Consider the following 25,266-nt stretch of genomic DNA (forward strand, 5'->3'; position numbering starts at 1 on the left):
AGTCATGCTTATGCGATAAACCCCGCCATGGCGGCGATTTCCAAGCGAAAACCGAACATGACCAATTGACCGCCAATTCACTTGTGGATTAATCTTAACATGTATTTTTGATGCATATTTAGGCCTGGCTCGGTAAGAATAGGTCGGTCTAGTGCCAATCCCGTGAGCGCTTCATAGAGGAGAAAACCCATGGCCGAAGGACTCACTAAATCCGCGGCCCGCAATATATTTTTTGGCGGGTCGCTATTTTTCTTTCTGCTGTTCGCAGCCCTGACGGCGCACAGCCACTGGTACATGGTCACGGAGTCGACGGATAGCGAGGGTTTGACGGAATCCGTCAAGCACGGCAAGGAAGTGTGGGAAGAAAACAGCTGCATCAACTGCCATAGCCTGATAGGCGAGGGGGCCTATTTCGCACCGGAGCTGGGCAACGTCTGGCACCGCTACGGAGGACGAGAAAACCCCGAAGCAGCGCGGGCCGGCCTGAAAGGCTGGATCCAGGCGCAGCCTCTGGGCGTGCCGGGACGTCGTCAGATGCCCAATTTCGATCTCAGCGAAGAAGAGCTTGATGCTCTGGTCGATTTCTTCCGCTGGACCGATTCCATCAATACCCAGGATTGGCCGCCCACCCGGGCCGGTTGATCGAATGGCTTCCAAGAGTTCGAGACCATCAGGAGCATCCTATCAATGAAATATGAAACGCAACGGATAGCCTATCCCTTCTTTGCGGTGGCCATGCTGCTGTTCGCGCTGCAGATCGTCTTCGGTCTGCTGGCGGCGACGGTCTATGTGCTGCCGAATTTCCTGGAAGTGGCTATGCCCTTCAATATCATCCGCATGAGCCATACCAACCTGCTGATCGTCTGGTTGTTGATCGGCTTCATGGGTTGCACCTACTTCCTGATGCCGGAAGAGGCGGAGCGCGAGACTCATAGTCCGTTGATCGCCTATATCCAGCTAGGCATCTTCGTGATCGCCGGCGTGGGGGCGCTGGTCAGCTATCAGTTCGGCATTCATGAGGGCCGGGAATTTCTCGAGCAGCCTTTCTGGGTCAAGGTGCTGATCACGATTTCCTTTCTGATGTTCCTCTACAATACCAGCATGACATTGCTGAAAGGCCGCAAGACCGCGATCAACATGGTTCTGATGCTGGGTCTGTGGCTGGCTGCGGTATTCTGGCTGTTCGCTTTCTTCAATCCAAGCAACCTGGCCCTGGACAAGCTGTACTGGTGGTGGGTCGTGCATATCTGGGTCGAAGGCGTATGGGAACTGATCATGGCCTCCCTGTTGGCCTATTTGCTGATCAAGATGACCGGTGTCGATCGGGAAGTCATCGAGAAGTGGCTCTATGTGATCATCGGTCTGGCACTGTTCTCCGGGCTACTGGGCACCGGTCACCACTACTACTGGATCGGTGCGCCGGGCTACTGGCAGCCCATCGGCAGCATCTTCTCTACCCTCGAGGTATTGCCGTTCTTCGCCATGGTGATGTTCGCCTTCATGATGTTCTGGAAGGGACGCCGCAACCATCCCAACAAGTCCGCCATGCTGTGGACCCTGGGTAGCGCCGCCACCGCCTTCTTCGGTGCCGGGGTCTGGGGCTTCATGCATACCCTGTCTTTCGTCAACTACTACAGTCATGGCACTCAGGTCACCGCCGCTCACGGCCACCTGGCCTTCTATGGCGCCTACGTGATGATGGTGCTAGCGGTGATTACCTACGCCATGCCACAACTGCGCCGGGTTCAGCCTTACAATCAGGTCATGAACATGTGGAGCTTCTGGATGATGACCGGCGCCATGGCGTTCATGACCTTCACGCTGACCTTCGCGGGCGTGGTGCAGACTCACCTGCAGCGGGTGCTGGGCATGAACTACATGGAAGTGCAGGACCAGCTGGCACTGTTCTACTGGATGCGCCTGGGCGCGGGCGTCGCGGTGGCCATCGCCGCGGTACTGTTCCTCTACTCCATTTTCGGCAAGGTGAAGGAGCAGGTCCCCGCCGGTGGCCCGCAGCTGGCCGCCAATACCGGACCAACGGTCTAAACCGTCAACGACCCAGGGCCTTCGCAGGCCCTGGGTTTTCCTTTCTTGATGTGGTTTTTCCTATCTGGAGTATCCTATGTCGCCGACTGGCGCCAGCTCCGTTGAATCCATCGCCGAGAATCAGCGAGAGCTCCCTTTCTATCAACCCGTGGACAACGAGTGTGAACTCTTCGAGCACGCCTATCGGCAACGCCTGCCGCTACTGCTGAAAGGCCCCACCGGCTGCGGCAAGACCCGTTTCGTCAGCCATATGGCGGCGAAACTCGGCAAATCGCTGTTCACGGTTTCCTGTCACGACGACCTGACCGCCGCCGACCTGACCGGGCGCTATCTGCTGCAGGGCGGCGAGACTCGCTGGGTGGATGGTCCCTTGACCCGCGCCGTGCGCGAGGGGGGTATCTGCTATCTCGATGAGGTGGTGGAAGCGCGCAAGGACGTCACCGTAGTCTTGCATCCGCTGACTGACGACCGCCGCCTGCTGCCGCTGGAGCGTACCGGCGAACTGCTGGAGGCACCGGATGACTTCATGCTGGTGATCTCCTACAACCCGGGTTATCAGCATATCCTCAAGTCGCTCAAGCCCAGCACCCGTCAGCGTTTCGTCGCCAAGACCTTCGGCTTTCCGCCGCCGACGGTGGAGCGAGAGGTGGTCGCTCGGGAAAGTGGCCTGGCCCCGGAGCGCTGCAGCGCCCTGGTCAACCTTGCCGCTCGGCTGCGGGACATGAAAGGCCAGGACCTGGAAGAGGGCGTTTCCACTCGCCTTCTGGTCTACTGCGCCACCTTGATCGCTGCGGGCATGCCGATCCTGCAGGCCGCCCAGGCGACCCTGGTGGAACCGTTGAGCGACGATGAAGATGTACAGGAAGGATTGCTGGAAGCCATCAAGGCGACCTTCGGCGAATAGCGAGGGCAGACACTCATGAGCATGCTGGATTTCCTCGAGGTCGAGGAGTTCGTCGGTCGCCACTGGCACCGCTGGGCGTCCGGGGCGGTGAGCTATCCTCGCCATCCCGAGGCGGCGGTGCGTCTGGAAGAACTGCGCGGCGTGCTGGACGTGTTCTTTCGTGCCAGCGGTGGTGAGAGGGGTGTCGAGGTGGCGGCTATCGCTGCTCGCGGTTCTCGCCACCGGCTGAGCCTGCGCCAGCGCCTGGGCTTCGACGAGGAAATTCTCGACGTGGCCCGTCGCGACGAGGAAAACCTGCTGCTGCCGCCCAAGCTCGAGCTGTTTCCCGAGGTGTCCCTCAACCGCGATCTGTACTTCTGGCTGGTGGCCTTTCTGGCGCTTGCCAGCCAACCCGCTTCTCATCAGGATCCGCTGCGTCAGGATATCGCCACGCTGCGGGAAGCGCTGCGCGCTCGAGATGCGGTGCTGGCGCACTTTCCCGGGCTGAAGGAGCGTTATCGTCGGCTATGTCAGGCGCTGCTGAGCGTCCGGCCCAAGCGTCGACTGCCGGCTCAGGAGGCTGCTCTGGAAAAAGTCATTCTCCGTTTGCTGGGCAGCGAGGCATCACTTGAAGGCGAGGCTGCCAGACTTTTACAGGCGGCGGAAAGCTCGCGAGACGATCTCGAGGAATTTCGCGCGCCTCGTGACTATCGGCCTTTTCTGCCGGTGCCGCTCTGGGGGCAGGTGGTCAGGCTCGGCGTGCAGGGCGAGGCCCGCCCGGAAGGCGATGAAGAGCTCGTCAACTCCAAGGCGGAGGCGGTAAGCGAGGGCAAGCGCAAGGCGGAACGTCGACGTCAGGATCAGAGCGAGCGCCAGGATTCACTGATTTTCAACCGGTTCGAGAAAATGCTGTCCTTCGCCGAGATGGTCAATCTCAATCGCATGGTGGACGACGAGGAAGATGAGGACGCTCGCAAGGTCGCCGAGGAGATCGACGAGATCACGCTGAGCCCCCACCAGCAGCGGGCGGCGTCCCAGCTCAAGATAGACCTGGATCTGGCGCCGGAAGACGCGATCGGCGAGCGTCTGAAAGGCAGGCATACCTACCCGGAGTGGAACCATCGCAAGCAGATCTATCTGCCGGATCACTGTGTCGTGCATACCGATCTGCAAAGCGAGGAGGGCGAGGACTGGACGCCGGACGATGCTACCCGACGGCGTATTCGTCGAGTGCGCCGGGAGTTCGAGGCGCTGCGACCGCGCCGGGAACTGCTTCGCGGTCAGCTCGATGGCAGCGAGCTGGACATGGATGCGGTAATTCGCGCTCATTGCGATCTGGCCGCCACCGGAGAAAGCAACGACCGGTTGTATGTCGCCACCCGCAAGCAGGCTCGCGACCTGGCGGTATCGATCCTGGTGGATATTTCGCTCTCCACGGATGCCTGGCTCGAGGACCGCCGGGTGCTGGATGTAGAGAAGGAAGCCCTGCTGGTGCTGGGCCATGGCCTATCGCGCTGCGGTGACGACTATGCGATTCACTGCTTTACCTCCCACCGGCGCCAGAAGGTCTGGGTCAACACCCTGAAGGAGTTCGAGGAACCCATGAACGACCGCGTATCGCGGCGTATCGCTGCCCTGCGGCCAGGACACTACACCCGCATGGGACCGGCCATTCGTCATGTCAGCAGCGAGTTGGCTAAACGCCACAATCGCCATCGCCTGCTTTTGGTGCTGACAGACGGTAAGCCCAACGACACGGATTATTACGAAGGGCGCTACGGCATCGAGGATACGCGCCGTGCGATTCTCGACGCGCGTCGACAGGAGGTGCGGGTTTTCGGCGTCACCATCGATCAAGAAGCGCGTCAATACATACCCTATCTGTTCGGGCGGGGCGGTTTCGCCATCGTCAACAAGCCTGAACATCTATCCTTGGCGTTGCCGGGAATCTATCGGCAGATCGTCGCCAGTTGAGGAGGGATAAAGATGAACCCACGGGCGGTCATTGCGCTTCTGATTGGCGGTTTGATCTTTCTCGCAGTGGTGCTTCCGGTGGCCTGGATCATCAATACCCAGGATTGGGGTGTGGCGATGATCTTCCCCGCGCCTTTTATCGTCTACGGGCTGATGAAGGTGGCGAGGCGGTTGGAAGAGTGGGCGCGGGCCGGATGATTCAGCCCAGCAGTTGATAGCGCGCCGCGAGATAACCCGAGAGGATAAGCGCCAGCGTCAGCAGCGCCAGGCCGACGAAAGCGCCTTTCCAGCCGGGGGTGGAGGTGCGCAGGTTGAGGTAGACCATCAATACCTGATGCGCCTTGAAGCCGGTGCTGATCAATATCAGCAGCGCCCCCCAGAGCGGCAGCGCCTGCCAGCCGGTCTCGAACAGCTGGGCGGAAAGCATCGAAATCAGGGTCAAGCCCATGAGGATGCCCCAGGTGATGATCAGACGTCGGGCGCCAGGCAATGTTTTGTGCATGCTTACCTCAGCAAGGGACCGTCGGCGTAATAACAGGAGCCATCAGCGTAATTAAGGAGCCATCAGCGCAATAAGAAGCCATTAGCGCAATAAATAGATCAGCGGATAAAGCAGAATCCAGATCAAGTCCACCATGTGCCAGAAAGCGGTGGCAGTTTCCACGTTTTCCAGAGAGGTTCGCCAGCTGACCAGGGCCAGAACACCCAACCCGAATATCACATGGGCGAAATGAAAACCGGTCAGCAGATAATAGAAGGTAAAGAAGGTATTGGTGTCTGGGGTGATGCCGGCGCTGAACTTGTCGGCGTATTCCAGCACCTTGATCACGCAGAACACCACGCCGAGTGACATGGTGGCCAGCAGCCATTGACGACAGCGCTTGATATACCCGCGTGCCACCGCTTCGATGGCTAGAGCAGCGAACAGGCCACTGGTCAGCAGCACCAGGGTATTGACGCCACCGGCCACCGGGTCGAGTAGTTGCTGGGAGGCATCGTAGAGTGTCTGATCCCCAGCACGCATCCAGACGTAAACCCCGAAGAAGGCGGCGAACACCAGCATTTCGCTGAGGATCAGCACCCACATCAAGGGATTGCCCGGCAGCGAAGAAAGCGGCCCCCAACTGTCCGTCGCAACCTGCGGCCCCTTTGGGGAAGCCGGCATCTCATCCAGGGAGCCGACGCCTCCGGCGTTGCGCTGCTCAGTCATCGAGGGTGATCCTGGCGCCACCGAATCCCAGGCTTCGCGGGTTGGCGATAGGGCGGTTGGAGGTCAAACGCAAGATGCCCACGGCGCAGCGGCCGATCATCCAGATCATGTAGACGGTGAACAGCAGATAGCCAAAGGTCCAGGCCTGCCAGGAAGGCGCCTCGGCACTGCCCAGCACTTGCCACATCCCCAGCCCGACGAATCCGCCCATGACACCGAACCAGAAGGTGCGGATCTGAAAGCTTAGATGGGTGCGAACCCAGTCCGCGCTGCGCTTGAGCTTGAAGTGGGCAATTGCCACACCAATGGGCGCGGTGACTACCGCCATGATACTTCCTAGATACAGAGCATAGACCAGAATGGCGGCCTTGCGCCCCGGGGATTCGACCTTGGCGGCGGCGAATTGCGCGTCGTCGTATTGGCGAGCGTCCTCGTCCGCTCTGTGCTTGCCTGCCGGTGGCATGCTGGAAATCATCGTGTTCTCCTCCCCATCAGGGAAAGACTGTCGTGAATAAAAAAGACTATCGTGAGTAAAGATGTATTTTCTATATATCTTAACAGGGGGTGTTCCTGATTGTCAGCACAAGTTTGCAGTGGTCTGCTGCCATATTCCAATTGGCAAAACCCGCCGCTTGGGCGGGTTGTCAAGAGGGATGTGGTGGTCGAGGCCTGCAAGACTTGGCCAGGCGTGTCGCCTCAAGCCGAGCATAGTGGACAGAAACTGGCGCGTTCTTCATCGCTCAGCCATAGGCCGGTACGATTCGCGGCAATTCGCTCGCGCAGGGCTTCAAATTCCACGGCTTCTTCCGCATCCGCGATGGGCGTGTCCTGCAGGATTGACGCCATCATTTCCTGCCAATCCTTGTCTTCCAGCCACTTGACTAGATGGGGGAAGATGCGGGTTTCCTCGCAGCGCAGGTGGGCATGGTAAAGCTCGCTATAGGCTTGGACCAGGTTCATGGTATTCAGGTCAAGTTCCGGATCCACCTCGCCAGCGGCAATCGAACGAAACTTGGCGTATAGCTCGCCGCCATAGGTGGCGATTCGCCGATGCTGATCCTGTAGTGTATCCAGATAAGGGCGATCTTCCGGGAAGCGTTCACCGAGTCGCTCGAACAGGCGATCCTCGAAAGCATGATGCAGTCGGTCCGGATGATGGGCCAGGTAGTGAAAGATATCCCGCAACAGAGCGAAATCCGGCGTGTCGCCACAGCGGGCGCCGTGTAACTGTCGCTCGGCGATGCACAGCAGACCGTCGTAGCGCTGATGATCGCCTTGCAGGTAACGCAACAGTGAAGTGGACATGATCGTCTCCTGATCGTGGATCGCTTTTTCCGTCTTTCCAGGTCTAGAAGCCAGGATGGAAAATGCGGTCGATCAACGTTTCAGATGCGCGAGTTTGCCGGGCTTGCCATCCCATTCCTCGGCATCCTCCGGTGGGTCCTTTTTCTCGGTGATAACCGGCCATTTCTCCGCCAGTTCCGCATTCAGAGCGATAAACTGGCGCTGGGAGTCGGGAAGCTCGTCCTCGGCGAAAATCGCCTCTGCCGGGCATTCCGGTTCACACAGCGCACAGTCGATACACTCGTCCGGATGGATCACCAGGAAATTGGGCCCCTCGTAGAAGCAGTCCACGGGGCAGACTTCCACGCAATCCGTGTATTTGCATTTGATGCAGTTTTCGGTCACCACGAAGGCCATATCAGACGCCTCCTATTAAGATGCATTATAAATGCATCTTAATAGATGAGATTGATTCGCGCCAATAAAATTTGGCTTGTCTCTTGAATTTCGTAGCCAAATCACGATTGCTCTGTTCCTGGATATCGACGCATCGGAAAATAAAAATGCATAGATGTGGTGAATTATAGAGAGCGATTGTCTATATGTTGTATAGTCGCCGCAGTCAATAGGCACCTGACTGACTCAGGTCAAAACCTTTTATCGACACTTGCGCCACCATGAAGCGCTTTTTTCAGACAACGCCCTGTTTTTGGAGACTCCCCCATGAGCACGTCCACTTCGGTGACCAACACCTCCAACGAGGTACCGCTGCAGGCCCCTTCTCGAGACATCTGGGATGCCAAGTATCGGCTCAAGGATCGCCATCAGCACCCGGTGGACGCGGACGTCTCCGCCACCTTCGAGCGGGTCGCCAAGGCGTTGGCGGAAGTGGAGGGAAAGCAGGCGGAGCAGTGGCTGCCGAAATTTCGCTGGGCGCTGGAAAACGGGGCTATTCCCGCCGGGCGTATTCTTTCCAACGCCGGGGCGGAAGATTACAAGCCCGCGGTTAGCCTGATCAACTGCACCGTCTCTCGCACCATAGAGGATTCCATGCACGATATCCTCGATAGCGTGGTGGACGCGGGTATGACGCTGAAAGCCGGTTGCGGTATCGGCTATGACTTTTCTACCCTGCGCCACAAGGGCGCCTTTGTGTTCGGCGCCGGGGCGGGCACCAACGGCCCTCTGGCGTTCATGGATATCTACGACAAGATGTGCTTTACCGTCGCCTCCGCTGGCGGACGGCGCGGGGCACAAATGGCGACCTTCGACATCGGTCATCCGGACGTGGAGGCGTTCATCGAGGCCAAGCGGGAGGCCGGACGGCTGCGTCAGTTCAATCTTAGCCTGCTGATTACCGATGAGTTCATCGAAGCGGTCAAGCAGGACGCGGACTGGCCCCTGGCGTTTCCCCTGCATCAGGGTGAAAAGGATGACGTCAGCCAGGACGAAGTGATCTATCGCGACTGGCCGATCAAGAACGGCTACAGTCTCGACGATCAGGATCGGGTGGCCTGTCGCGTGGTACGTACCGTCAAGGCCCGGGAGCTCTGGGAGCGCATCATGCGCTCCACCTACGACTACGCGGAACCGGGCTTTATCCTGATCGACCAGGTCAATCGCATGAACAACAACTGGTTCTGCGAGGAAATCCGCGCCACCAACCCCTGCGGAGAACAGCCGTTGCCGCCGGAAGGCGCTTGCCTGCTGGGGTCGGTCAATCTGACGCGCTTCGTGATCGAGCCATTCGGCGACAAGCCACGCTTCGACTGGGAGCGTTTCCGTCAGGTGGTGGCGATCTTCACCCGCATGCTGGACAACGTGGTGGAAATCGCCGGCTTGCCTCTGGAAGGCCAGCGCCGGGAGCTGGAAGCCAAGCGTCGCCACGGCATGGGTTTTCTGGGGCTGGGTTCGACTCTGACCATGCTGAAAATTCCCTATGGCAGCGAGGATTCTCTCGAGTTTACCGAAGAGGTCAGCCGTACCCTTGCCATCGAAGGTTGGAGACAGGCGCTCGCGCTTTCTCGGGAAAAAGGCATGGCGCCGATTCTTGCTGAAGAGATCGAAATCACGCCGAAGATGATGCGCTCGCGCCCGCAGCTGGCCAAGGACGGTTACGAGATCGGTGACAAGGTGCCCGGACGCATTCTGCACGCCCGCTATAGCCACTATATGCAGAAGATCGCCAAGGTGGAGCCGGAACTGGTGGCCGCCCTGGCGGAACACGGCGCGCGCTTCACTCATCATTCGTCGATCGCGCCCACGGGCACCATCTCGCTGTCGCTGGGTAACAATGCGTCCAACGGCATCGAACCGTCGTTTTCCCACCGCTACTATCGCAATATCATTCAGGCGGGAAAGAAGACCAAGGAGCAGGTGGAGGTAGTGTCCTTCGAACTGGCCGCCTATCGTCATTTCATCGCCGCGGACGCGGTGGAAAGCGATCTGCCGGACTATTTCGTCACCGCGGATTCCGTCACGCCGAAACAGCACGTGGCGATCCAGGCGGCAGCACAAAACTGGGTCGATTCGGCGATTTCCAAGACCGTCAACGTGCCCACGGACTTCCCCTACGAGGATTTCCAGCATCTCTACCTGGATGCCTATGACAGCCGGCTCAAGGGTTGCACGACCTTCCGCTTCAATCCGGAGGCCTTTCAGGGGGTGTTGATTCGCGAGGACGATCTCAAGAACACTACCTATGTATTCGAACTGGAAAACGGCGAAAGCCTGGAGCTTGCCGGCGATGACACGGTGATCTACGACGGCGAGGAGCATACCGCCGCCAATCTGTATGACGCTCTGAAAGAGGGAACCTATGGGAAATGGTAACGACGCGAGTCAGTTGATTCATTATTCATGAGTTCATCATCTTAGGAGTCTTGTCATGTCGGTCGAAATCACCTCGAAAATTGTCGGTTATCGTGTCAAGCAGCCGGAACAGGAAATCCCTCTGGCGGAAGAGAATCCGCTGACGGTACGTATTCCTTCCCGACCGGAGGGCACCTTGGAAGCGGTATCGGAAAAGATCTCCTACGTGGGAGCGGAAGGGCGCCGCAAGGTCTATGTGCTGGTGGCCTTCATGCCGGTGGAGGGCGTACTTGGCGGCAAGCGCGTGGTGATCGAGCGCCCGGTGGAGTTCTTCTTTCCCTCCGGGCAGCTTTCCAGCGAACACCAGTGGATCACCGCCACCATGCGCAGCCTGTCCTTGGCCGCCCGGGGTGGCTACGTCACCCAGGCACTCAAGGATCTGCGTAAGGTCGCCTGGGACAAGGGCCTGGTGCGCTGTGGCATGAACCGTTTCGACAAACCCATGTTTCACGATTCTGAAGTCGCCGCCATCGCCTGGTCGCTTCAGCAGATTCTCTATCGCCGCGGTTTTGTCGATGGCGACGGCAATCAAGTGCCGGCAGAAGATCTGGTGGAGCGCTATGCCAGCCGTATGAGCCATGGCTACAGCTGGCAGCCCTCGGAGCCGGAAGCCCCCGCCAGCGGTCAGATATCGGGGTCGGAAAGCGATGGTCCGGCGGTGGTGGGTCATTGTCCGGAGTGTCGCGGCGAGTTGATCATGATGGACGGCTGTCCGACTTGTTATGCGGGCTGCGGCTGGTCGAAGTGCGGCTAAGGCAATCAGGCGTCACAAGTCGCTACCGCAGTTTTATCGTTAAAGCGACCTACTCAATAATATCCTTTACTAAAATTCGAGTATTTAATCATGTAGGATTACTGTTTTTCGTTAATTGGTCGATAATCAAAGGGAGCCATTTGATATTGGCAAACTTGGTTTGCGTCATTGCTCCTTTATTGTAGCCAAACGGCTGCTAAGCTGTAGAATTGAATGGATCGGCCAGTTTTCATAATTCAACAATTATTGGTATCACCATAATGAATGACGATGTAGTAGGCGTGCATCGCCTCCTGGGGTTACAGCTACGGGATCATCAGCGGGACCGTCAAGGGACCATTCTGGGAATCAATCATACGCGTCGTTCTCCGGCGCTGTTGATACGCTGGGCGGGCAACTCCGGCATCGAATGGGTGGATTTGAGCCTCGAGGAACTGGACGCCTTGATCGCCGCCAGTGAAAGATCGAAATCGGCGCCTTGTTCTTCGATGGATTCCTTCGAAAAGGCAGAAATGGCTCCCATCGTCGCCAGCGCCGGTCGTCATTGAGCCTCGAATCATTCGGTAAATTATCACCCCATTGAATGTTTCATTAATCGTCAGGCAAGTCTCCTCCATTGCCGAGCTCTCTCGAGACGCTTGGAATTCTCTCGTGGATGACGATTATCCTTTTCTGCGCCATGAGTTCCTGCATGCCCTGGAAGCCAGCGGTGCGGCAACGCCTGAGACCGGCTGGACAACTTGTCATCTAGGGCTATGGCAGGCGGAAACCCTGGTCGGCGTGATGCCCTGCTATCTCAAGACCCATTCCAGTGGTGAATATGTCTTCGACTGGGCTTGGGCAGATGCCTGGGAACGAGCCGGCGGTCGTTATTATCCCAAGGCACTGACCGCTATTCCCTTCACTCCAGCACCGGGTCCTCGCCTGTCACTGGCGCCCCATATCCCCATCGATAGCGCCATGAAAACCGTGGCGGCAAGCTGGGAGCGAGGCGGACTTTCGAGCTGGCACCTGCTTTTCGCGGAGGAGGCTGAAGTCGATGCCTGGCAGCGGGCCCGCCCCAATCTGATTTCTCGTGACGGAGTTCAATTTCAATGGCAGGACGCTGGATTCGGCGACTTCGACGGATTTCTTGCCACCATGACCTCGCGCCGACGCAAGGAAATCCGCCGGGAACGACGCCGCGTGGCGGAACAGGGCATTCGTCTCGAGCGGTTGACAGGTGACGAAATCGACCACCAGGCCCTGGAGCACTTCTATCGCTGCTACCAGATCACCTATCTGGAACGCGGCAGGCAAGGCTACCTGAACTTCGCGTTCTTTCAGCATCTTCTCGAGAACATGGCGGAAAACCTGGTGCTGGTGCGAGCCTATCTTGACCGGCGGCCGATCGCCGCGGCGCTGTGCCTGCAGGGCAATCGCACGCTCTACGGACGCTACTGGGGCAGCGAGGTCATGGCGGATTGCCTGCATTTCGAGGCCTGCTACTACCAGGGAATCGAGCACTGCCTGAACAACGGTTTGACCTGTTTCGATCCGGGTACCCAAGGAGAGCACAAGCTGACGCGGGGCTTCGCACCGCGTAAACTGCGATCCCTGCATTACATCGCCGATGCTCGACTCGAAGCGGGGGTGGCGCGTTTTTGCGAGGAAGAGCGACGGCATCTCGAAGCGTATCGCCAACAAGCGCGACAGGCATTGCCGTTTCGTGATGATCAGCGGTCTCGCGATAAACCATAAAGATACGCATCGATTTGACGCTAAAAATTTGCTAAAGAAAGTGCTAATTCATTGGCAGGATGTCTTCATGTTCAAGTGGCTGGCTGTTGTACTGGTCGTTCTGGTCGCGCTCCTGCAGTATCGCCTCTGGTTCGGCGAAGGAGGATTAAAGGAGTTAGGGCAGATTCATGCTCGCGTCGATGCGCTCGAAGCGGAAAATCAGCCCATGCGCGCGCGTAACCAGCGCCTGGCGGCGGAGGTGGTGGATCTCAAGACTGGCCTGGATGCGATCGAGGAGCGCGCCCGCAGTCATCTTGGCATGATTCGCGAGGACGAGCAGTTCTACTGGGTGCCGGACGTCGCGAAAGGGGCGTCCCGCCAAGCAGTTGCCTCGAGAAATACACCATGAGTCGACTCTGGTTGATCGTGCCGGCGGCGGGGCAGGGCAACCGCATGCAGGCGGATCGTCCTAAACAGTATCTCGAACTGGAGGGCCGACCGGTGCTTGCGCATACCTTGGCGCGCCTCTATCAGGCATTTCCCGAATCCTGCCTGTGCCTTTGTCTGACGGAGGGAGACCCCTGGTTCGACCCGGTCTGGGTGCCTTTTACCCAATGGCGCCGAGTGACCGGTGGCCTCGAGCGCGTCGACTCGGTGCGTAACGCCTTGCAGTCAATCGCTGGAGAAGCCGATGAGGATGATTGGGTGCTGGTGCACGATGTGGCGCGGCCCTGCGTGACCCGCGAGGATCTACTCGCGCTGCAGGCCGCGCTCGAGGACGAACCGGTAGGGGCGTTACTCGCCGTGCCGGCGGCGGATACCATGAAGCGGGCGAGCGACACGGGGCGAATTCGGCATACCGAAAGCCGCGAACGTCTCTGGCATGCGCTGACCCCCCAGGGGTTTCGCTACGGCCTGTTGAAAAAGGCGCTGGGGCATGCATCCTCCTCCGACAACGTGACCGACGAGGCATCCGCGGTGGAAGCGCTCGGGTTGTCGCCACGGCTGGTAACCGGCCGGCGGGACAACCTCAAGATCACCCGACCGGAAGATCTGCCGCTGGCGAGACACATTCTCGCCGCTCAGCGCGAAAACGAAAGAGGATAGACACGGATATGACGCTGCGAATCGGTCACGGCTTCGACGTACATCGCTTCGGCCCCGGGGATCATTTGATGATCGGCGGCTTGCGGATCGCCTTTGAACAGGGTTTTGTCGCTCACTCCGATGGCGATGTGCTGCTGCACGCGGTCTGCGATGCGCTGCTGGGCGCCTGTGCCCTGGGGGATATCGGCCGTCATTTTCCCGATACGGATCCGGCCTGGGCCGGTGCGGATAGCCAGGATCTACTCCGCCGGGTTTATACATTGGTAAAGGAAGCCGGCTTCGCGCTTGTCAACCTGGACGCTACCCTGATGGCGCAGCAACCCAGGATGGCGCCGCATATTCCTTCAATGATCGAGACCTTGACGGCGCTACTGCAGGTCGAAGAAGGCTGCGTCAACGTCAAGGCGACGACTACCGAAAAACTCGGTTTCGTCGGGCGCGGGGAAGGTGTCGCCGCGGAGGCGGTAGTGCTGCTGGCGCGTCATGACAGGGGCCAGGTATCGGAATGAGTTGGCCGCCCCTCTGGCCGCGGGCGCTGTCCACCGAGCCCTTGCCTGTCGGCGACTATCGCTTGAGCGCCGACGACTTTTACGTCGAGGAATGCCTGGGGTTCGAACCCGAAGGCCAGGGGGAGCATCTCTGGCTGTGGGTGGAAAAGCGCGATCTCACCACCCTGGCGCTTGCCAAGCGAGTCGCGGACATCTGTAGTGTCAGGCCTCGGGATATCGGCTTTTCCGGCATGAAGGATCGCCAGGCGGTGACCCGGCAGTGGCTGTCGGTGCACCTGCCCGGACAAGAGGCCCCGGCGGATATCAACGAGCGTCTGCAGGCGGCGTCGATCAACCTGTTGGCCCAGGGTCGTCATCCGCGTAAATTGAAGCGCGGCGTACATCGTGCCAACCGCTTCGAGCTGCGCCTTGGCGGACAAGCGACGGAGGATTCGGCGTTGGAAACCCGCTGGCAGCGCGTTCTGGAACGGGGCGTACCCAATTATTTCGGGCCGCAGCGCTTCGGTGCTCAGGGACGTAACCTGGCGCGGGCGACGACGCTTCTTCAGCGCGGCTGGCGCAAGCGGGACGACCCTCAGGGATTGCTGCTTTCCGCGGCGCGCAGCTACCTGTTCAACGAGTTGCTGGCAGACCGTATCCGTCAGGCTTGCTGGGACAGGCCCATCCCCGGCGACATGCTGATGCTAGAAGGCAGCGCGAGCCATTTTCTGGCGGAACGGATCGACGAGGAACTGCTGTCCCGCGCAAGGCACTTCGATGTGCATCCTAGTGGGGTACTATGGGGAACCGGCGGGCTTGCGACTCGTGATGCAGCGGTGGAAATCGAGCAGGCTTTGGCGACTCGTCACACAAAACTGACCGCAGGGCTGGAAAAGGCCGGCGTGCGCATGGCACGCCGCGCGCTTCGGATGCGCGTGAGTGGTGCGGCGCTGCAGCGCGAGGCGGGAGGACTGCGGTTGACCTTCCAACTGCCTAGAGGGGGGTTCGCCACGGCGGTGCTGAGGGAACTGATGGAGCATCCGACCCTATAAAGGTAGATTCCATGATAAGGATAGGTTCCATGGATTTTCCAGGTGAGAACCATGGGACGATAAGCGAATGTTTCGAGGAAAATAATGCGTAGATTATTGCTATCCAACGATGACGGCGTACATGCGCCTGGGCTTCGTGCACTCTATGAAGCCCTGCTGCCTTACGGCCGGCTTCGAGTGGTGGCGCCGGATCGGGACAGGAGCGGTGCCAGCAATTCCCTGACCCTTGATCGCCCCCTGGCCTTGACGGATAGAAGCAATGGGTTCTACAGCGTAGACGGCACCCCGGCGGACTGTGTTTATCTAGGGGTCAACGGTGTCTGGGAAGAGCGCCCGGATCTGGTGATTTCCGGTATCAATCATGGGGGCAACCTGGGAGACGACGTTCTGTACTCCGGCACGGTGGCGGCGGCCATGGAAGGGCGCAACCTGGGAATGTCGGCGATCGCCATGTCCCTGGTAGGCCGGCGCTACTTCGAGACCGCGGGGCGTGTCGCCGCCAGTCTGGTGGGCGCAGCGGAATCGCTGTCGCTACCTCCTCGCAGTCTGCTCAATGTCAACGTGCCGGATCGGCCTTGGTCCGAGATTCGCGGGTTCAAGGTCACTCGTCTTGGCTATCGTGGACCGGCGTCCAAGCCGTTACAAGTACAGGACCCGCGGGGCCAGGACCGTTACTGGATCGCCCCGGTGAGCCGCAACGCGGACGATGGACCGGATACGGATTTCGCGGCGATAGAAGCCGGGTTCGTCTCGATTACTCCGCTGCAGACAGATTTGACCCGTCATGCGGCACTGCACGACGTTCAGGGTTGGTTGGATGCACTCACGTGAGCTTCAAGGCGTCGGCATGACGTCACAACGGACGCGAGATCGTCTGGTGGATCGTCTGGCCAGTGCGGGCATCGAGCACGAGGGCGTGTTGACGACCTTGCGCCGGGAGCCGCGCCATCTGTTTCTTGACGAAGCGCTGTCTCACCGCGCCTACGAGGATGTCGCGCTACCCATCGGTAACGGCCAAACCCTGTCTCAGCCCTGGGTGGTGGCGCGCATGACCGAGCTGCTGCTTGTCGCAGAGCCACGGCGCGTGCTGGAGATTGGCACCGGCTCCGGCTATCAGACGCTTATTCTGTCGCGGCTGGTCGACCAGCTCTGGTCCATCGAGCGGATTCGCAGTTTGCATAAGCAGGCAGCGGAACGGCTCAAGCGACTCAAGGCGACCAATCTGCGTCTGCGCCAGGGAGATGGCAACGAAGGATGGCCCGAAGCCGCGCCTTTCGATGCGATCCTGGTGACCGCGGCTTGCCGAGAGATCCCTCCCGCCTTGCTCGACCAGCTCGACGAAGGAGGAACCCTCGTCGTGCCTCTGGAAGACAAGCAGGGCGAGCAATGGCTGACTCGCGTCCGGCGTCGAGGCGACGGTTTTCGCTATGAGCGCTTCGAAAGCGTGCGCTTCGTGCCGCTGCTGGAAGGAGTGGTCCGATGAAGCGCGCCTGGACGATCTTTCTCAAGGGCGCCGGCATGGGTGCCGCGGATGCGGTGCCCGGCGTGTCCGGCGGGACCATCGCCTTCATCACCGGTATCTACGCGGAGCTGATCGAGACCATCAAACGTTTCGGTCCCGGCGCCCTGAGCGCCTGGCAACAGGGCGGGGCGCGTCGGTTGACGACGCATCTTAACCTGAGGTTTCTATTGCCTCTGCTGGCGGGTATCGCGATAAGCCTCATCAGCGTGGCGCACCTGATCACTTACCTGATGGCGGCTCAGCCGGTGGTGCTCAGCGGATTCTTCTTTGGTCTGGTGGCCGCTTCGGCACTGGTGATACGGCGGGATCTGTCCCATTGGCGGCTCTGGCATATCCTGCCTCTCCTGCTGGGGCTGATATCCGTCAAGGGGCTGGCGCTACTCATGCCCTTGGTGGGGTTGCTGGGCAACGAGTCGCTGATGCTGGTGGTGGCAGGCGCCATCGCCATCAGTGCCATGCTGCTGCCCGGGGTGTCCGGCAGCTTTCTGCTGCTGGCCATGGGACTCTATGGCACCGTCATGCAAGCCATCAAGAGTCTGGATTTCACGGTGATCCTGGTCTTCGGCGGCGGCTGCGCCCTGGGGCTGTTCGGTTTCTCGCGATTGCTTTCCTGGCTGTTGCGGCGTTTCTATACCGCTACCCTGCAGTTTCTCATCGGCATGATTCTCGGGGCCCTGCCCATCCTTTGGCCCTGGCAGGAGCTGGTCAGCTATCGGGTCGGGCCTCAGGAGCAGTTGATTCCCACGGGGCATCGTTTCCTGCTACCACATGAATATGCTCAACTCACCGGTGACAGCGCTCAACCGTTTATCGTGCTGGCAGCGATGCTGGCGGGTTTGATTCTAGTCTTGATGGTCGGACGCAAGGCACCGCCAGAAGGTGCTCAAGAGCCGGCCCATGTCCGAAAAAAGGATAAATGCGATGCATAAGATTTTACTGGCTACCGCGGTGGCACTGATCATGGGAGGCTGTGCCACTCAGCCCGGCGGCTCCCAGTCCGTTCAAGTCCGCGATCTTTCCATGGGCCGCGATCAAGAAGGCGCCTCCAGCTATACCGTTCAGCCCGGCGATACCATTTACGGTATTGCCTGGCGCAACGAGATGGATTTTCGCCGTCTGGCCCAGCTCAACCGGCTAAAGCCGCCTTACCGTCTGGAGCCCGGACAGGAACTGCGGCTGACGTCGGAAGGTGCGGCTAGCGGTTCTCAAGTTGCCTCTGCCGCAAACCCCACCCAGGCCGACGATAACAAAGCTGGCGCAGCTCAGGGCGGGCAGGGGTCGCAAAACGCCGGACAGGGCAATCCTGACTGGCTGGCGCCGGACGAAGAGGCGATACGTCGCAATCAGGGGATCGTGGTGCGTCCCCTGGAATCGTCTCAAGGGGATAGCACATCAGCCGACGGTGCTTCCGGACAGCCGCAGGCCCGGCCCGACAGCGTATCTTCAGGAAACACTTCGCCCAATGCCCAAGGCCCCGGGCCGATCTACAACTATGGCAGCCCCGGCGCGGACGGCAAGCTGAGCCAGCGCGATCAGGCGGAACGAGAGACAATGGAGACGGCGCAGCAGTCCCAGGAAAAAACGCTTACGGCTGAACAGGAGCAGGTCGCCAAGGCGGGACAGGAAACAGCGCCTGCCCGGGATGGCGCGTCTCAGCCTCAAGCCAGCGAGCCGGCTGTGGCGACTCAGCCCCAGGCCAATCAGCAGCGCGCCCAGCGTACTTATACGCCGGCCAAGAACATCGACTGGCAGTGGCCGACACAGGGAAAAATGGTGAACGGTTTCGGTGAGGGGGAGAGTACTACCGCCGGCATTGATATCGCCGGACAAAAGGGGCAACCTGTCAAGGCAGCGGGGCCGGGTATCGTAGTTTACGCGGGAAGCGGCGTCCGTGGCTATGGCAACCTGGTATTGCTTAAACATAATGACCAATTCCTTAGTGCTTATGCGCACAATGATCAGCTCCAGGTCCAGGAAAACGATGTAGTCGAGACCGGTGAGACCATCGCGACCATGGGCGATACGGATGCGGATAGCGTCATGCTGCACTTCGAGGTACGCAAGGGAGGTCAGCCTCAGAATCCGCTGGAATTCTTGCCCAAGCGTTGAACGTCTCCTGAACGACAAGAAAAAACAATTAACAACAATAGGCATTGGTCAGCGGTTCGATACACTGCCGCCGCCGATGTTATCTCTGATCAGCTTTTAGTTGGAGTCGCGAGATGAGCATACTCGAACGGGATCTTCAGGATGTGGATCTCAACGCGGTCGATGAGGTACTCGAGAAAAACAATGCGAGAGCCAAGGATGAGAAAGCCTTCGAAAAAGCTCTGACTCGGGAGGAAAACCCTTACCATCACAGCCTTGATGCAACGCAGATCTATCTCAACGAGATCGGCTTTTCGCCGCTGCTGTCGCCGGAAGAAGAAGTCTACTTCGGGCGTCTGGCCCAGAAGGGTGATCCTGCCGGTCGCTCGCGCATGATCGAGTCCAACCTGCGGCTGGTGGTCAAGATAGCCAGACGCTATCTCAACCGCGGTCTGACGTTGCTGGACCTGATCGAGGAAGGCAACCTGGGACTGATTCGCGCCGTCGAAAAGTTCGATCCAGAGCGCGGCTTTCGCTTTTCCACCTATGCCACCTGGTGGATTCGTCAGACCATCGAGCGGGCCCTGATGAACCAGACTCGCACCATTCGTCTGCCCATTCACGTCGTCAAGGAACTCAACATCTACCTGCGCGCGGCGCGGGAACTGACCCAGAAGCTCGATCACGAGGCGACTCCCGAGGAAATCGCCGAGTATCTGGATAAACCCGTCGAGACCGTCAAGAAGATGATGGGGCTGAATGAACGGGTATCTTCGGTGGACTACCCGTTGGGCAGCGAAAACGACAAGCCCCTCATCGACACCCTGACGGACGATAACGACCTGGGGCCGGAATCGTCTTTACTGGATATCGACGTCAAGCTGCATGTTGATGCCTGGCTCGCGGAACTGACGGAAAAACAGCGGGAAGTCGTCGTCAGACGCTTCGGCTTGCGCGGCCATGAAGCAGCGACCCTGGAGGAAGTCGGTGAGGAAATCGGCTTGACGCGAGAGCGGGTACGCCAGATCCAGGTGGAAGCGCTCAAGAAGTTGCGTCGGGCGCTCGAAAAGAAAGGACTATCGCTGGACGCGATCTTCGAATAGCCAAGGCTTGTTGAAATAAGCGACGCTGCTGGACAAGAGCGTCTTTTTTCACGCTTACGCTGTTAGTTTGCGCCCTAACAACAGAGGTTTCTGGCATAATCCGTCCATCGCGACACAACAGGGAACGCTCATGTCCTGCAGACGACTTTCGCCACTCGTGGTATCGCTACGCCAAGCTTCGGCTTCAAGACCCCGATTGACTCGGCGAGTGATACCCTGGCTTGCCGGTTCCTTGCTCACCAGTCTTACCTTGGCCAACTCGACGCAGGCGGCGGATTTGCTGGCTATCACCCGAGATGCACTGGATACCAACGCCGAAATTGCCTCGATTCGCTCTCAGCTCGAGGCGGCAGAGGCCTTTACCGATGTGGAGCGGGGCGCCTTGCTGCCCCAGGTCGATCTCAGCGGCAGCGCCAGCCACAATCGAACCTATTCTTCCCAGGGCGGCGATTTCACCTCTCAGACCGTAACGTTACAAGATCCAGATGATGATTTCGAAGTTGCCAGCATCGATCTCAATGCCACCCAAGCGTTATTCAGCCCCACCAGCGCGGCGCGTCTGGAGCAGGCGCGAGAGCAGTACGACCAGCAGGCCCTGCAGCTTGAAGTGACGCGCCAGCAACTGCTGTTCAATGTCTCGCAGGCCTACTTCGAGATTCTGCGGGCTTATGAAGTGCTGGAAGCCCGGCGGGCCCAGGAAAAAGCCATCGCGCGGCAGTATGAGCAGTCCCGAGAGCGTTTCGATGTCGGTCTGATCGCGATTACCGACGTCTACGAAGCCCAGGCGACTTATGACCTGGCGCGAGCCCAGCGCATTGCCGCGGAAAGTAACCTGCAGGTGCGCTTCGAGGCCTTGGAACGGCTGACCGGCCGCCGCTATGAGAGTATCGAAACCCTCAAGGAGGACCTTCCCATCGAGCCGCCGTCGCCGTCTCGACGTAGCGAATGGATGGACATTGCCCTGGAAAATAGTCCGCAGCTGATGCTGGCCGGTGCCGGAGTAGAGGTGGCCCGCAGCGAGGTGGATATTTCTCGCTCTCGACGCTTGCCGACGGTGCAGGCCTTTGCCCGGTACAATTACGCCGACAGCAATCAGAACATTCAGGAAGGCCACGATTCCGCCAGTCAGCTGGGCGTTCAAGCCAGCCTGCCGCTGTATACCGGGGGGACTACCACCGCCCAGATCCATCAGAGCACCTACCTGCTGGAATCCAGTCAGTACGATTTCGAGGATCAGCGTCGGGATACGCTGCAAAATGTGCGCTCCCTGTATACCGAAGTCATCAACGATGTTCAGACCGTGGCCGCGCGCAAGCAGGCGATCGTGTCCAACCGCAGCGCCTTGGAAGCCACTCGCTCCGGCTATCAGGTGGGTACCCGCAATATCGTCGACGTGCTGAACGCGGAGCAGAACCTGTTCAGTGCCATCGCCGATTACGCGGAAGCCCGCTACGATTATGTCCTGGCGCGTCTCAATCTGCAGCGCCAGGCCGGAGTGCTGGAAGTCGATGATATCGCCGCGCTCAATCAGTGGCTGACCGAAGCGGAGCTGGTCTATCTCAGCGTATCGGACGTCGAGGACATGGAGCCGGTGGAATCCATCGGCGAGCCGCCTGCTCCTCCGGAGGAAGCCTTGCCGGCGGGCTCGACCGACTCCCTGCTCAATAATGGCACGCTTGGCAACGATGGCCCTCTCGGCAATCAGGGCCTGAACGATGCCGGAGACATCAACACCGAGCTACCGGATCTCTGATCATGACGCGACCCTTGCTGGCGGAGATCGACCTGGCGGCCTTGCGGCACAACTATCGCCTGGCTCAGGCCCGGGCGCCAGTCAGCCAGGCGATGGCGGTACTCAAGGCCAACGCCTACGGCCATGGCGCTGTCGCCTGCGCCCAGGCACTCGAGGATCTCGCGCCGGCTTTCGCGGTTGCCTGTCTCGAAGAGGCCATGGAACTGCGCGAGGCAGGCATCACCACGCCGATCCTGCTGCTGGAGGGTATATTCGACGCTTCCGAACTCGAGTATGTCGATACGCTGGGGTTATGGATGACGGTGCATAGTCAATGGCAAGTGGACGCACTGTTCGCTTATCGCCCGACAACGCCGATCCCGGTATGGCTCAAGGTGGATTCTGGAATGCATCGCCTGGGCTTTCCACCTCGAGAGGCCGAGGGTCTCTGGCACAAGCTGCAAGCGGATCGGGGGAGGGTGAGCGAGCTTTATCTGATGAGCCACTTCGCCACCGCGGACGCTTTGGACAGCCAGCAGTTTCGCCAGCAGCTTACCCTGCTCCAGGGTCTGGCCAAGCGGCTGGATGCCCCGACATGTCTGGCCAACTCGCCGGCGACTCTGGCCTGGCCGGAGACCCATGGTGACTGGAATCGTCCCGGTATCATGCTTTATGGCAGCGATCCGCTGGAAGGCGCCAATGATGCCAGCCGACGGCTCAGGCCGGTGATGACGCTGCGTTCGCGGATTATTGCCCTTCAAGACGTGGCGGCTGGAGAGCCGGTCGGCTATGGCGGTCGTTGGCGAGCATCGCGGCGGTCACGTATCGCCGTGGTGGCCTGCGGTTACGGCGACGGTTATGACCGCCATGCCCGGGACGGCACGCCGGTACTGGTGGACGGCCAGCGGGCAAGCCTGGCCGGCCGCGTGTCCATGGACATGCTGACGGTAGACGTCAGCGACGTTCCCGGCGCCGCTATCGGCAGCGAAGTGGTGCTCTGGGGCCGGGCGGCTGGCGGCGAGGTACTCAGCGTCGATGAAGTGGCACGCCACTGCGAGACCATCAGCTATACCTTGCTGACCGGTATGCTGCCGAGAGTGCCGCGCCGCTATCATGACGATGAGGTGGCCGGCGACTGAAGATTAAAATCCCCGTCGCCTGTGCCAGAATAGGCGATTTCGTCACGCTGCCGGCTCGATCTTTCATGTCTTTGAAGAAATCCTTTTCCTTCGCGCATCCGCGTTACTGGCCTACCTGGCTCGCCATCGGTTTCATGTATGCGGGCGCCTGGCTGCCCTGGCGTCTCAAGTTGGGCGTGGGTCGCCTCATCGGTCTGGCGGCCTGGCGCTTCGCCAAGCGGCGTCGGCATATTACCGAAACCAATCTGGAGCTCTGCTTTCCCGAAATGGACGAGCAGGCCCAGGCAGCGCTGGTCAAGCAGACCTTCATTGCCAACGGTATCGGCATTCTGGAAACCGCGACCGGTTGGTGTCGCGACCCGGAGCATCTGCGTCATCGCGTCACCTTCAAGGGTCGGGAACACATGGCCCGGGCGATGGCTCAGGGCAAGGGCGCGCTGATCATCGGCATTCATTTTTCCACCCTGGATCTCGGCGGCGCCTTGCATTCCCTGTTCTTTCCCGCGGATGTGGTCTATCGCCCCCACGACAATGCCCTGTTCGAACGTTTCATGACTCGGGCCCGCCGGCATATCTTCGGCGCCGCCATCGATCGCCATGATTTGCGCGGCGTGGTGCGCCGCATCAAGAGCGGTCACGCGGTCTGGTATTCCCCTGATCAGGATTTTGGCCGAGACGTCAGCGTGTTCGCGCCTTTCTTCGGTGTTCAAGCGGCCTCCATCAAGCTGACCGGCAAGATCGCTCGCATGACCGGCGCTCCGGTGATGCCACTGATCTTTCATCGCAACCCGGATAACCGCACCTATAGCCTGGAATATCTGCCGGCCCTCGAGAACTTTCCCACCGGCGATGAAGCGAGCGATGCCGCGCGGATCAATCAGGTCATCGAGGCGGCGATTCGCAGGCATCCAGAGCAGTATCTGTGGCTGCATCGCCGCTTCAAGACGCGGCCTCGCGGCGAAGCGGGATTTTATTGAGTACAGGGCATAGGTCCATAGCGAAGCCATGGGAGAAAACGCATGGAAGCGAATGTTTTCGTCGTGGCATTGGCGGTACTGGGGTTTGGACTGCTGGCGGGGCGTTTGCAAGGCACGCCCATCACCTTGCCCATGGTATTTACTACCGCCGGTATACTGCTGGGGCCGGGAATCCTGGGCATCGTCAATTTCGATGTGGAAAACGAGACCGTAAGCATTCTTGCGGAGGCGACCCTGGTGGTCGTGCTGTTTACCGATGCCTCGCGCATGGAGCTGCGGGCAGTATGGAAAGAACACGATCTGGCGCTGCGGCTGTTGGGGTTTGGGCTACCCTTGGCGCTATTGATCGGTACCGGCGCGGGCTGGCTTCTGCTGCCGGAGCTTTCCTTGGGGGCGGTAGCCTTGCTGGCCGCCACCTTGGCACCAACGGACGCCGCCCTGGGGCAAGCCTTCGTCAGCAATGACGCCGTACCCAAACGTATTCGTCAGACCCTGAACGTGGAAAGCGGCCTCAACGATGGCCTGGCGGTGCCGTTCATTACCGTGCTGCTCGACGTGGCTCGCCATGAAACCGGGTCTTTCGGCGGCTATGTGGCGTTGTTTATCGCGTTAGTGGGAATCGGCATGGCGGTGGGGGCGCTGACCGGCTGGCTTGGCGGCCGCGTGCTGGAATGGAGCGCCGGTCATGAATGGACCACGGATACCACGCAGCGCCTGACCACCATTTCCTTGGCGGCTATCGCCTATGCAGGAGCGGAACTCCTGGGCGGAAATGGTTTTGTAGCGGCTTTTACCGCCGGCTTGGCAGTGGGGACCTCGGCGCGTTCGCTCTTGCCGCGTACCACGGGTTTCGCCGAAGCGGAAGGGCAACTGCTGACGCTCATTACCTTTCTGCTGTTCGGCTCCTTTATGGCTATCGATATATTTGCCGATATTACCTGGCAAACCCTCTTCTATGCCTTGGTCAGTCTACTGTTGGTGCGCCCCATCGCGGTGGTTATTTCTCTCTGGGGCAGCGGTCTGGCGCCGGCCAGTATAGGTTTTATCGGCTGGGCCGGCCCCCGGGGGCTGGCTTCCATCGTCTACGCGGTCTTGATTGCGGAAGCGACCGATGTCCCGGGCGCCGAAGTGGTTTTCGCGGTTGCTGCCTGGACCATTTTACTGAGTATCTATCTACACGGCGTGAGCGCGGCGCCCTTGAGCGCTCGCTATGGACAGTATATTACGCGGACTCAGCACCATAGCGCGCCGGAACATCAAGCAACACTTTCGTTTCCAACGACGTTACCCGCTCAATCAAAGTTAAAAAAGTAGTAC

The 25,266-nt window shown here is 59.6% G+C and carries 27 protein-coding genes; 22 read left to right on the forward strand and 5 right to left on the reverse strand.

Going from position 1 to position 25,266, the window contains the following annotated elements; all coding sequences use genetic code 11:
- Nucleotides 1–189 precede the first annotated feature (189 nt).
- The 5 genes from FGL86_RS09360 (at nucleotide 190) to FGL86_RS09380 (ending at nucleotide 5,101) form a co-directional block, all read left to right on the forward strand.
- Nucleotides 190–642 carry a c-type cytochrome gene (locus FGL86_RS09360; protein WP_147184313.1) on the forward strand — a complete coding sequence of 151 codons (453 nt, stop codon included), beginning with the start codon at nucleotides 190–192 and terminating at the stop codon, nucleotides 640–642.
- Nucleotides 643–687: 45 nt separating this feature from the next.
- Nucleotides 688–2,046 (forward strand): cbb3-type cytochrome c oxidase subunit I, encoded by a 1,359-nt coding sequence (locus FGL86_RS09365; RefSeq protein ID WP_147184314.1) that lies wholly within the window; start codon nucleotides 688–690, stop codon nucleotides 2,044–2,046.
- Between the two features lie 76 nt (nucleotides 2,047–2,122).
- On the forward strand, nucleotides 2,123–2,950 hold the full coding sequence (locus FGL86_RS09370; protein WP_147184315.1) for a CbbQ/NirQ/NorQ/GpvN family protein: 828 nt from the start codon (nucleotides 2,123–2,125) through the stop codon (nucleotides 2,948–2,950).
- A 15-nt stretch (nucleotides 2,951–2,965) separates the two neighbouring features.
- On the forward strand, nucleotides 2,966–4,903 hold the full coding sequence (locus tag FGL86_RS09375; RefSeq protein WP_246131582.1) for a nitric oxide reductase activation protein NorD: 1,938 nt from the start codon (nucleotides 2,966–2,968) through the stop codon (nucleotides 4,901–4,903).
- 12 nt (nucleotides 4,904–4,915) lie between these two features.
- The gene (locus tag FGL86_RS09380; protein WP_147184316.1) at nucleotides 4,916–5,101 is read left to right on the forward strand and encodes a hypothetical protein; all 186 of its coding nucleotides are present in this window, start codon (nucleotides 4,916–4,918) and stop codon (nucleotides 5,099–5,101) included.
- 1 nt (nucleotide 5,102) lies between these two features.
- Here FGL86_RS09380 and FGL86_RS09385 read toward each other — a convergent pair whose 3' ends face one another.
- From FGL86_RS09385 to fdxA, 5 genes are all read right to left on the reverse strand, one after another.
- A complete protein-coding gene (locus FGL86_RS09385) occupies nucleotides 5,103–5,405 on the reverse strand; it encodes a cytochrome C oxidase subunit IV family protein (protein ID WP_147184317.1) in 303 nt (100 codons plus the stop codon).
- A gap of 81 nt (nucleotides 5,406–5,486) precedes the next feature.
- Entirely contained in the window at nucleotides 5,487–6,113 is a 627-nt protein-coding gene (locus tag FGL86_RS09390) for a cytochrome c oxidase subunit 3 family protein (protein ID WP_246131583.1), read from the reverse strand.
- Nucleotides 6,106–6,588, reverse strand: a complete 483-nt coding sequence (locus FGL86_RS09395) for a DUF4870 family protein (RefSeq protein WP_186764367.1) — start codon at nucleotides 6,586–6,588, stop codon at nucleotides 6,106–6,108. Before FGL86_RS09395 ends, FGL86_RS09390 begins: the two co-directional genes overlap by 8 nt.
- Nucleotides 6,589–6,809: 221 nt before the next feature.
- Nucleotides 6,810–7,418, reverse strand: coding sequence for a hemerythrin domain-containing protein (locus tag FGL86_RS09400; RefSeq protein ID WP_147184318.1), 609 nt, complete (start codon nucleotides 7,416–7,418; stop codon nucleotides 6,810–6,812).
- 72 nt (nucleotides 7,419–7,490) lie between these two features.
- Entirely contained in the window at nucleotides 7,491–7,814 is a 324-nt protein-coding gene (gene fdxA, locus FGL86_RS09405; protein WP_147184319.1) for a ferredoxin FdxA, read from the reverse strand.
- 306 nt (nucleotides 7,815–8,120) lie between these two features.
- On the opposite strand from fdxA, the gene FGL86_RS09410 reads away from it, so the two are divergent.
- The 17 genes from FGL86_RS09410 (at nucleotide 8,121) to FGL86_RS09490 (ending at nucleotide 25,263) form a co-directional block, all read left to right on the forward strand.
- Nucleotides 8,121–10,229 (forward strand): adenosylcobalamin-dependent ribonucleoside-diphosphate reductase, encoded by a 2,109-nt coding sequence (locus FGL86_RS09410; protein ID WP_147184320.1) that lies wholly within the window; start codon nucleotides 8,121–8,123, stop codon nucleotides 10,227–10,229.
- 55 nt (nucleotides 10,230–10,284) lie between these two features.
- Nucleotides 10,285–11,022 (forward strand): ribonucleoside-diphosphate reductase, encoded by a 738-nt coding sequence (locus FGL86_RS09415; protein ID WP_147184321.1) that lies wholly within the window; start codon nucleotides 10,285–10,287, stop codon nucleotides 11,020–11,022.
- 260 nt (nucleotides 11,023–11,282) lie between these two features.
- Nucleotides 11,283–11,570, forward strand: coding sequence for a hypothetical protein (locus FGL86_RS09420; protein WP_147184322.1), 288 nt, complete (start codon nucleotides 11,283–11,285; stop codon nucleotides 11,568–11,570).
- 22 nt (nucleotides 11,571–11,592) lie between these two features.
- A complete protein-coding gene (locus tag FGL86_RS09425) occupies nucleotides 11,593–12,762 on the forward strand; it encodes a GNAT family N-acetyltransferase (RefSeq protein WP_147184323.1) in 1,170 nt (389 codons plus the stop codon).
- Nucleotides 12,763–12,829: 67 nt separating this feature from the next.
- Nucleotides 12,830–13,150, forward strand: coding sequence for a cell division protein FtsB (gene ftsB, locus FGL86_RS09430; RefSeq protein WP_147184324.1), 321 nt, complete (start codon nucleotides 12,830–12,832; stop codon nucleotides 13,148–13,150).
- A complete protein-coding gene (gene ispD, locus FGL86_RS09435; RefSeq protein WP_147184325.1) occupies nucleotides 13,147–13,848 on the forward strand; it encodes a 2-C-methyl-D-erythritol 4-phosphate cytidylyltransferase in 702 nt (233 codons plus the stop codon). The genes ftsB and ispD overlap by 4 nt, the downstream gene beginning before the upstream one ends.
- A gap of 14 nt (nucleotides 13,849–13,862) precedes the next feature.
- Entirely contained in the window at nucleotides 13,863–14,357 is a 495-nt protein-coding gene (ispF, locus tag FGL86_RS09440) for a 2-C-methyl-D-erythritol 2,4-cyclodiphosphate synthase (protein ID WP_147186146.1), read from the forward strand.
- Nucleotides 14,354–15,388, forward strand: a complete 1,035-nt coding sequence (truD, locus tag FGL86_RS09445) for a tRNA pseudouridine(13) synthase TruD (RefSeq protein ID WP_147184326.1) — start codon at nucleotides 14,354–14,356, stop codon at nucleotides 15,386–15,388. Before ispF ends, truD begins: the two co-directional genes overlap by 4 nt.
- 84 nt (nucleotides 15,389–15,472) lie before the next feature.
- Nucleotides 15,473–16,219, forward strand: coding sequence for a 5'/3'-nucleotidase SurE (gene surE, locus FGL86_RS09450; RefSeq protein WP_147184327.1), 747 nt, complete (start codon nucleotides 15,473–15,475; stop codon nucleotides 16,217–16,219).
- 16 nt (nucleotides 16,220–16,235) lie between these two features.
- Nucleotides 16,236–16,871 carry a protein-L-isoaspartate(D-aspartate) O-methyltransferase gene (locus tag FGL86_RS09455; RefSeq protein WP_246131585.1) on the forward strand — a complete coding sequence of 212 codons (636 nt, stop codon included), beginning with the start codon at nucleotides 16,236–16,238 and terminating at the stop codon, nucleotides 16,869–16,871.
- Entirely contained in the window at nucleotides 16,868–17,839 is a 972-nt protein-coding gene (locus FGL86_RS09460) for a DUF368 domain-containing protein (RefSeq protein WP_147184329.1), read from the forward strand. The genes FGL86_RS09455 and FGL86_RS09460 overlap by 4 nt, the downstream gene beginning before the upstream one ends.
- Entirely contained in the window at nucleotides 17,832–19,019 is a 1,188-nt protein-coding gene (locus tag FGL86_RS09465; protein ID WP_147184330.1) for a peptidoglycan DD-metalloendopeptidase family protein, read from the forward strand. Before FGL86_RS09460 ends, FGL86_RS09465 begins: the two co-directional genes overlap by 8 nt.
- A gap of 113 nt (nucleotides 19,020–19,132) precedes the next feature.
- Nucleotides 19,133–20,101, forward strand: coding sequence for an RNA polymerase sigma factor RpoS (rpoS, locus tag FGL86_RS09470; protein WP_147184331.1), 969 nt, complete (start codon nucleotides 19,133–19,135; stop codon nucleotides 20,099–20,101).
- Nucleotides 20,102–20,231: 130 nt separating this feature from the next.
- Nucleotides 20,232–21,854, forward strand: coding sequence for a TolC family outer membrane protein (locus FGL86_RS09475; protein WP_147184332.1), 1,623 nt, complete (start codon nucleotides 20,232–20,234; stop codon nucleotides 21,852–21,854).
- Nucleotides 21,855–21,856: 2 nt separating this feature from the next.
- Nucleotides 21,857–22,972 (forward strand): alanine racemase, encoded by a 1,116-nt coding sequence (gene alr, locus FGL86_RS09480; RefSeq protein WP_147184333.1) that lies wholly within the window; start codon nucleotides 21,857–21,859, stop codon nucleotides 22,970–22,972.
- Nucleotides 22,973–23,037: 65 nt separating this feature from the next.
- Nucleotides 23,038–23,949, forward strand: coding sequence for an LpxL/LpxP family Kdo(2)-lipid IV(A) lauroyl/palmitoleoyl acyltransferase (gene lpxL, locus FGL86_RS09485; RefSeq protein WP_147184334.1), 912 nt, complete (start codon nucleotides 23,038–23,040; stop codon nucleotides 23,947–23,949).
- Nucleotides 23,950–23,991: 42 nt separating this feature from the next.
- Nucleotides 23,992–25,263: a cation:proton antiporter gene (locus FGL86_RS09490; protein ID WP_147184335.1), complete on the forward strand. Its 1,272-nt coding sequence runs from the start codon at nucleotides 23,992–23,994 to the stop codon at nucleotides 25,261–25,263.
- The last annotated feature ends 3 nt before the right edge of the window (nucleotides 25,264–25,266 follow it).

Origin of the sequence: Pistricoccus aurantiacus, assembly GCF_007954585.1 — a bacterium.
GTDB lineage: Bacteria > Pseudomonadota > Gammaproteobacteria > Pseudomonadales > Halomonadaceae > Pistricoccus > Pistricoccus aurantiacus.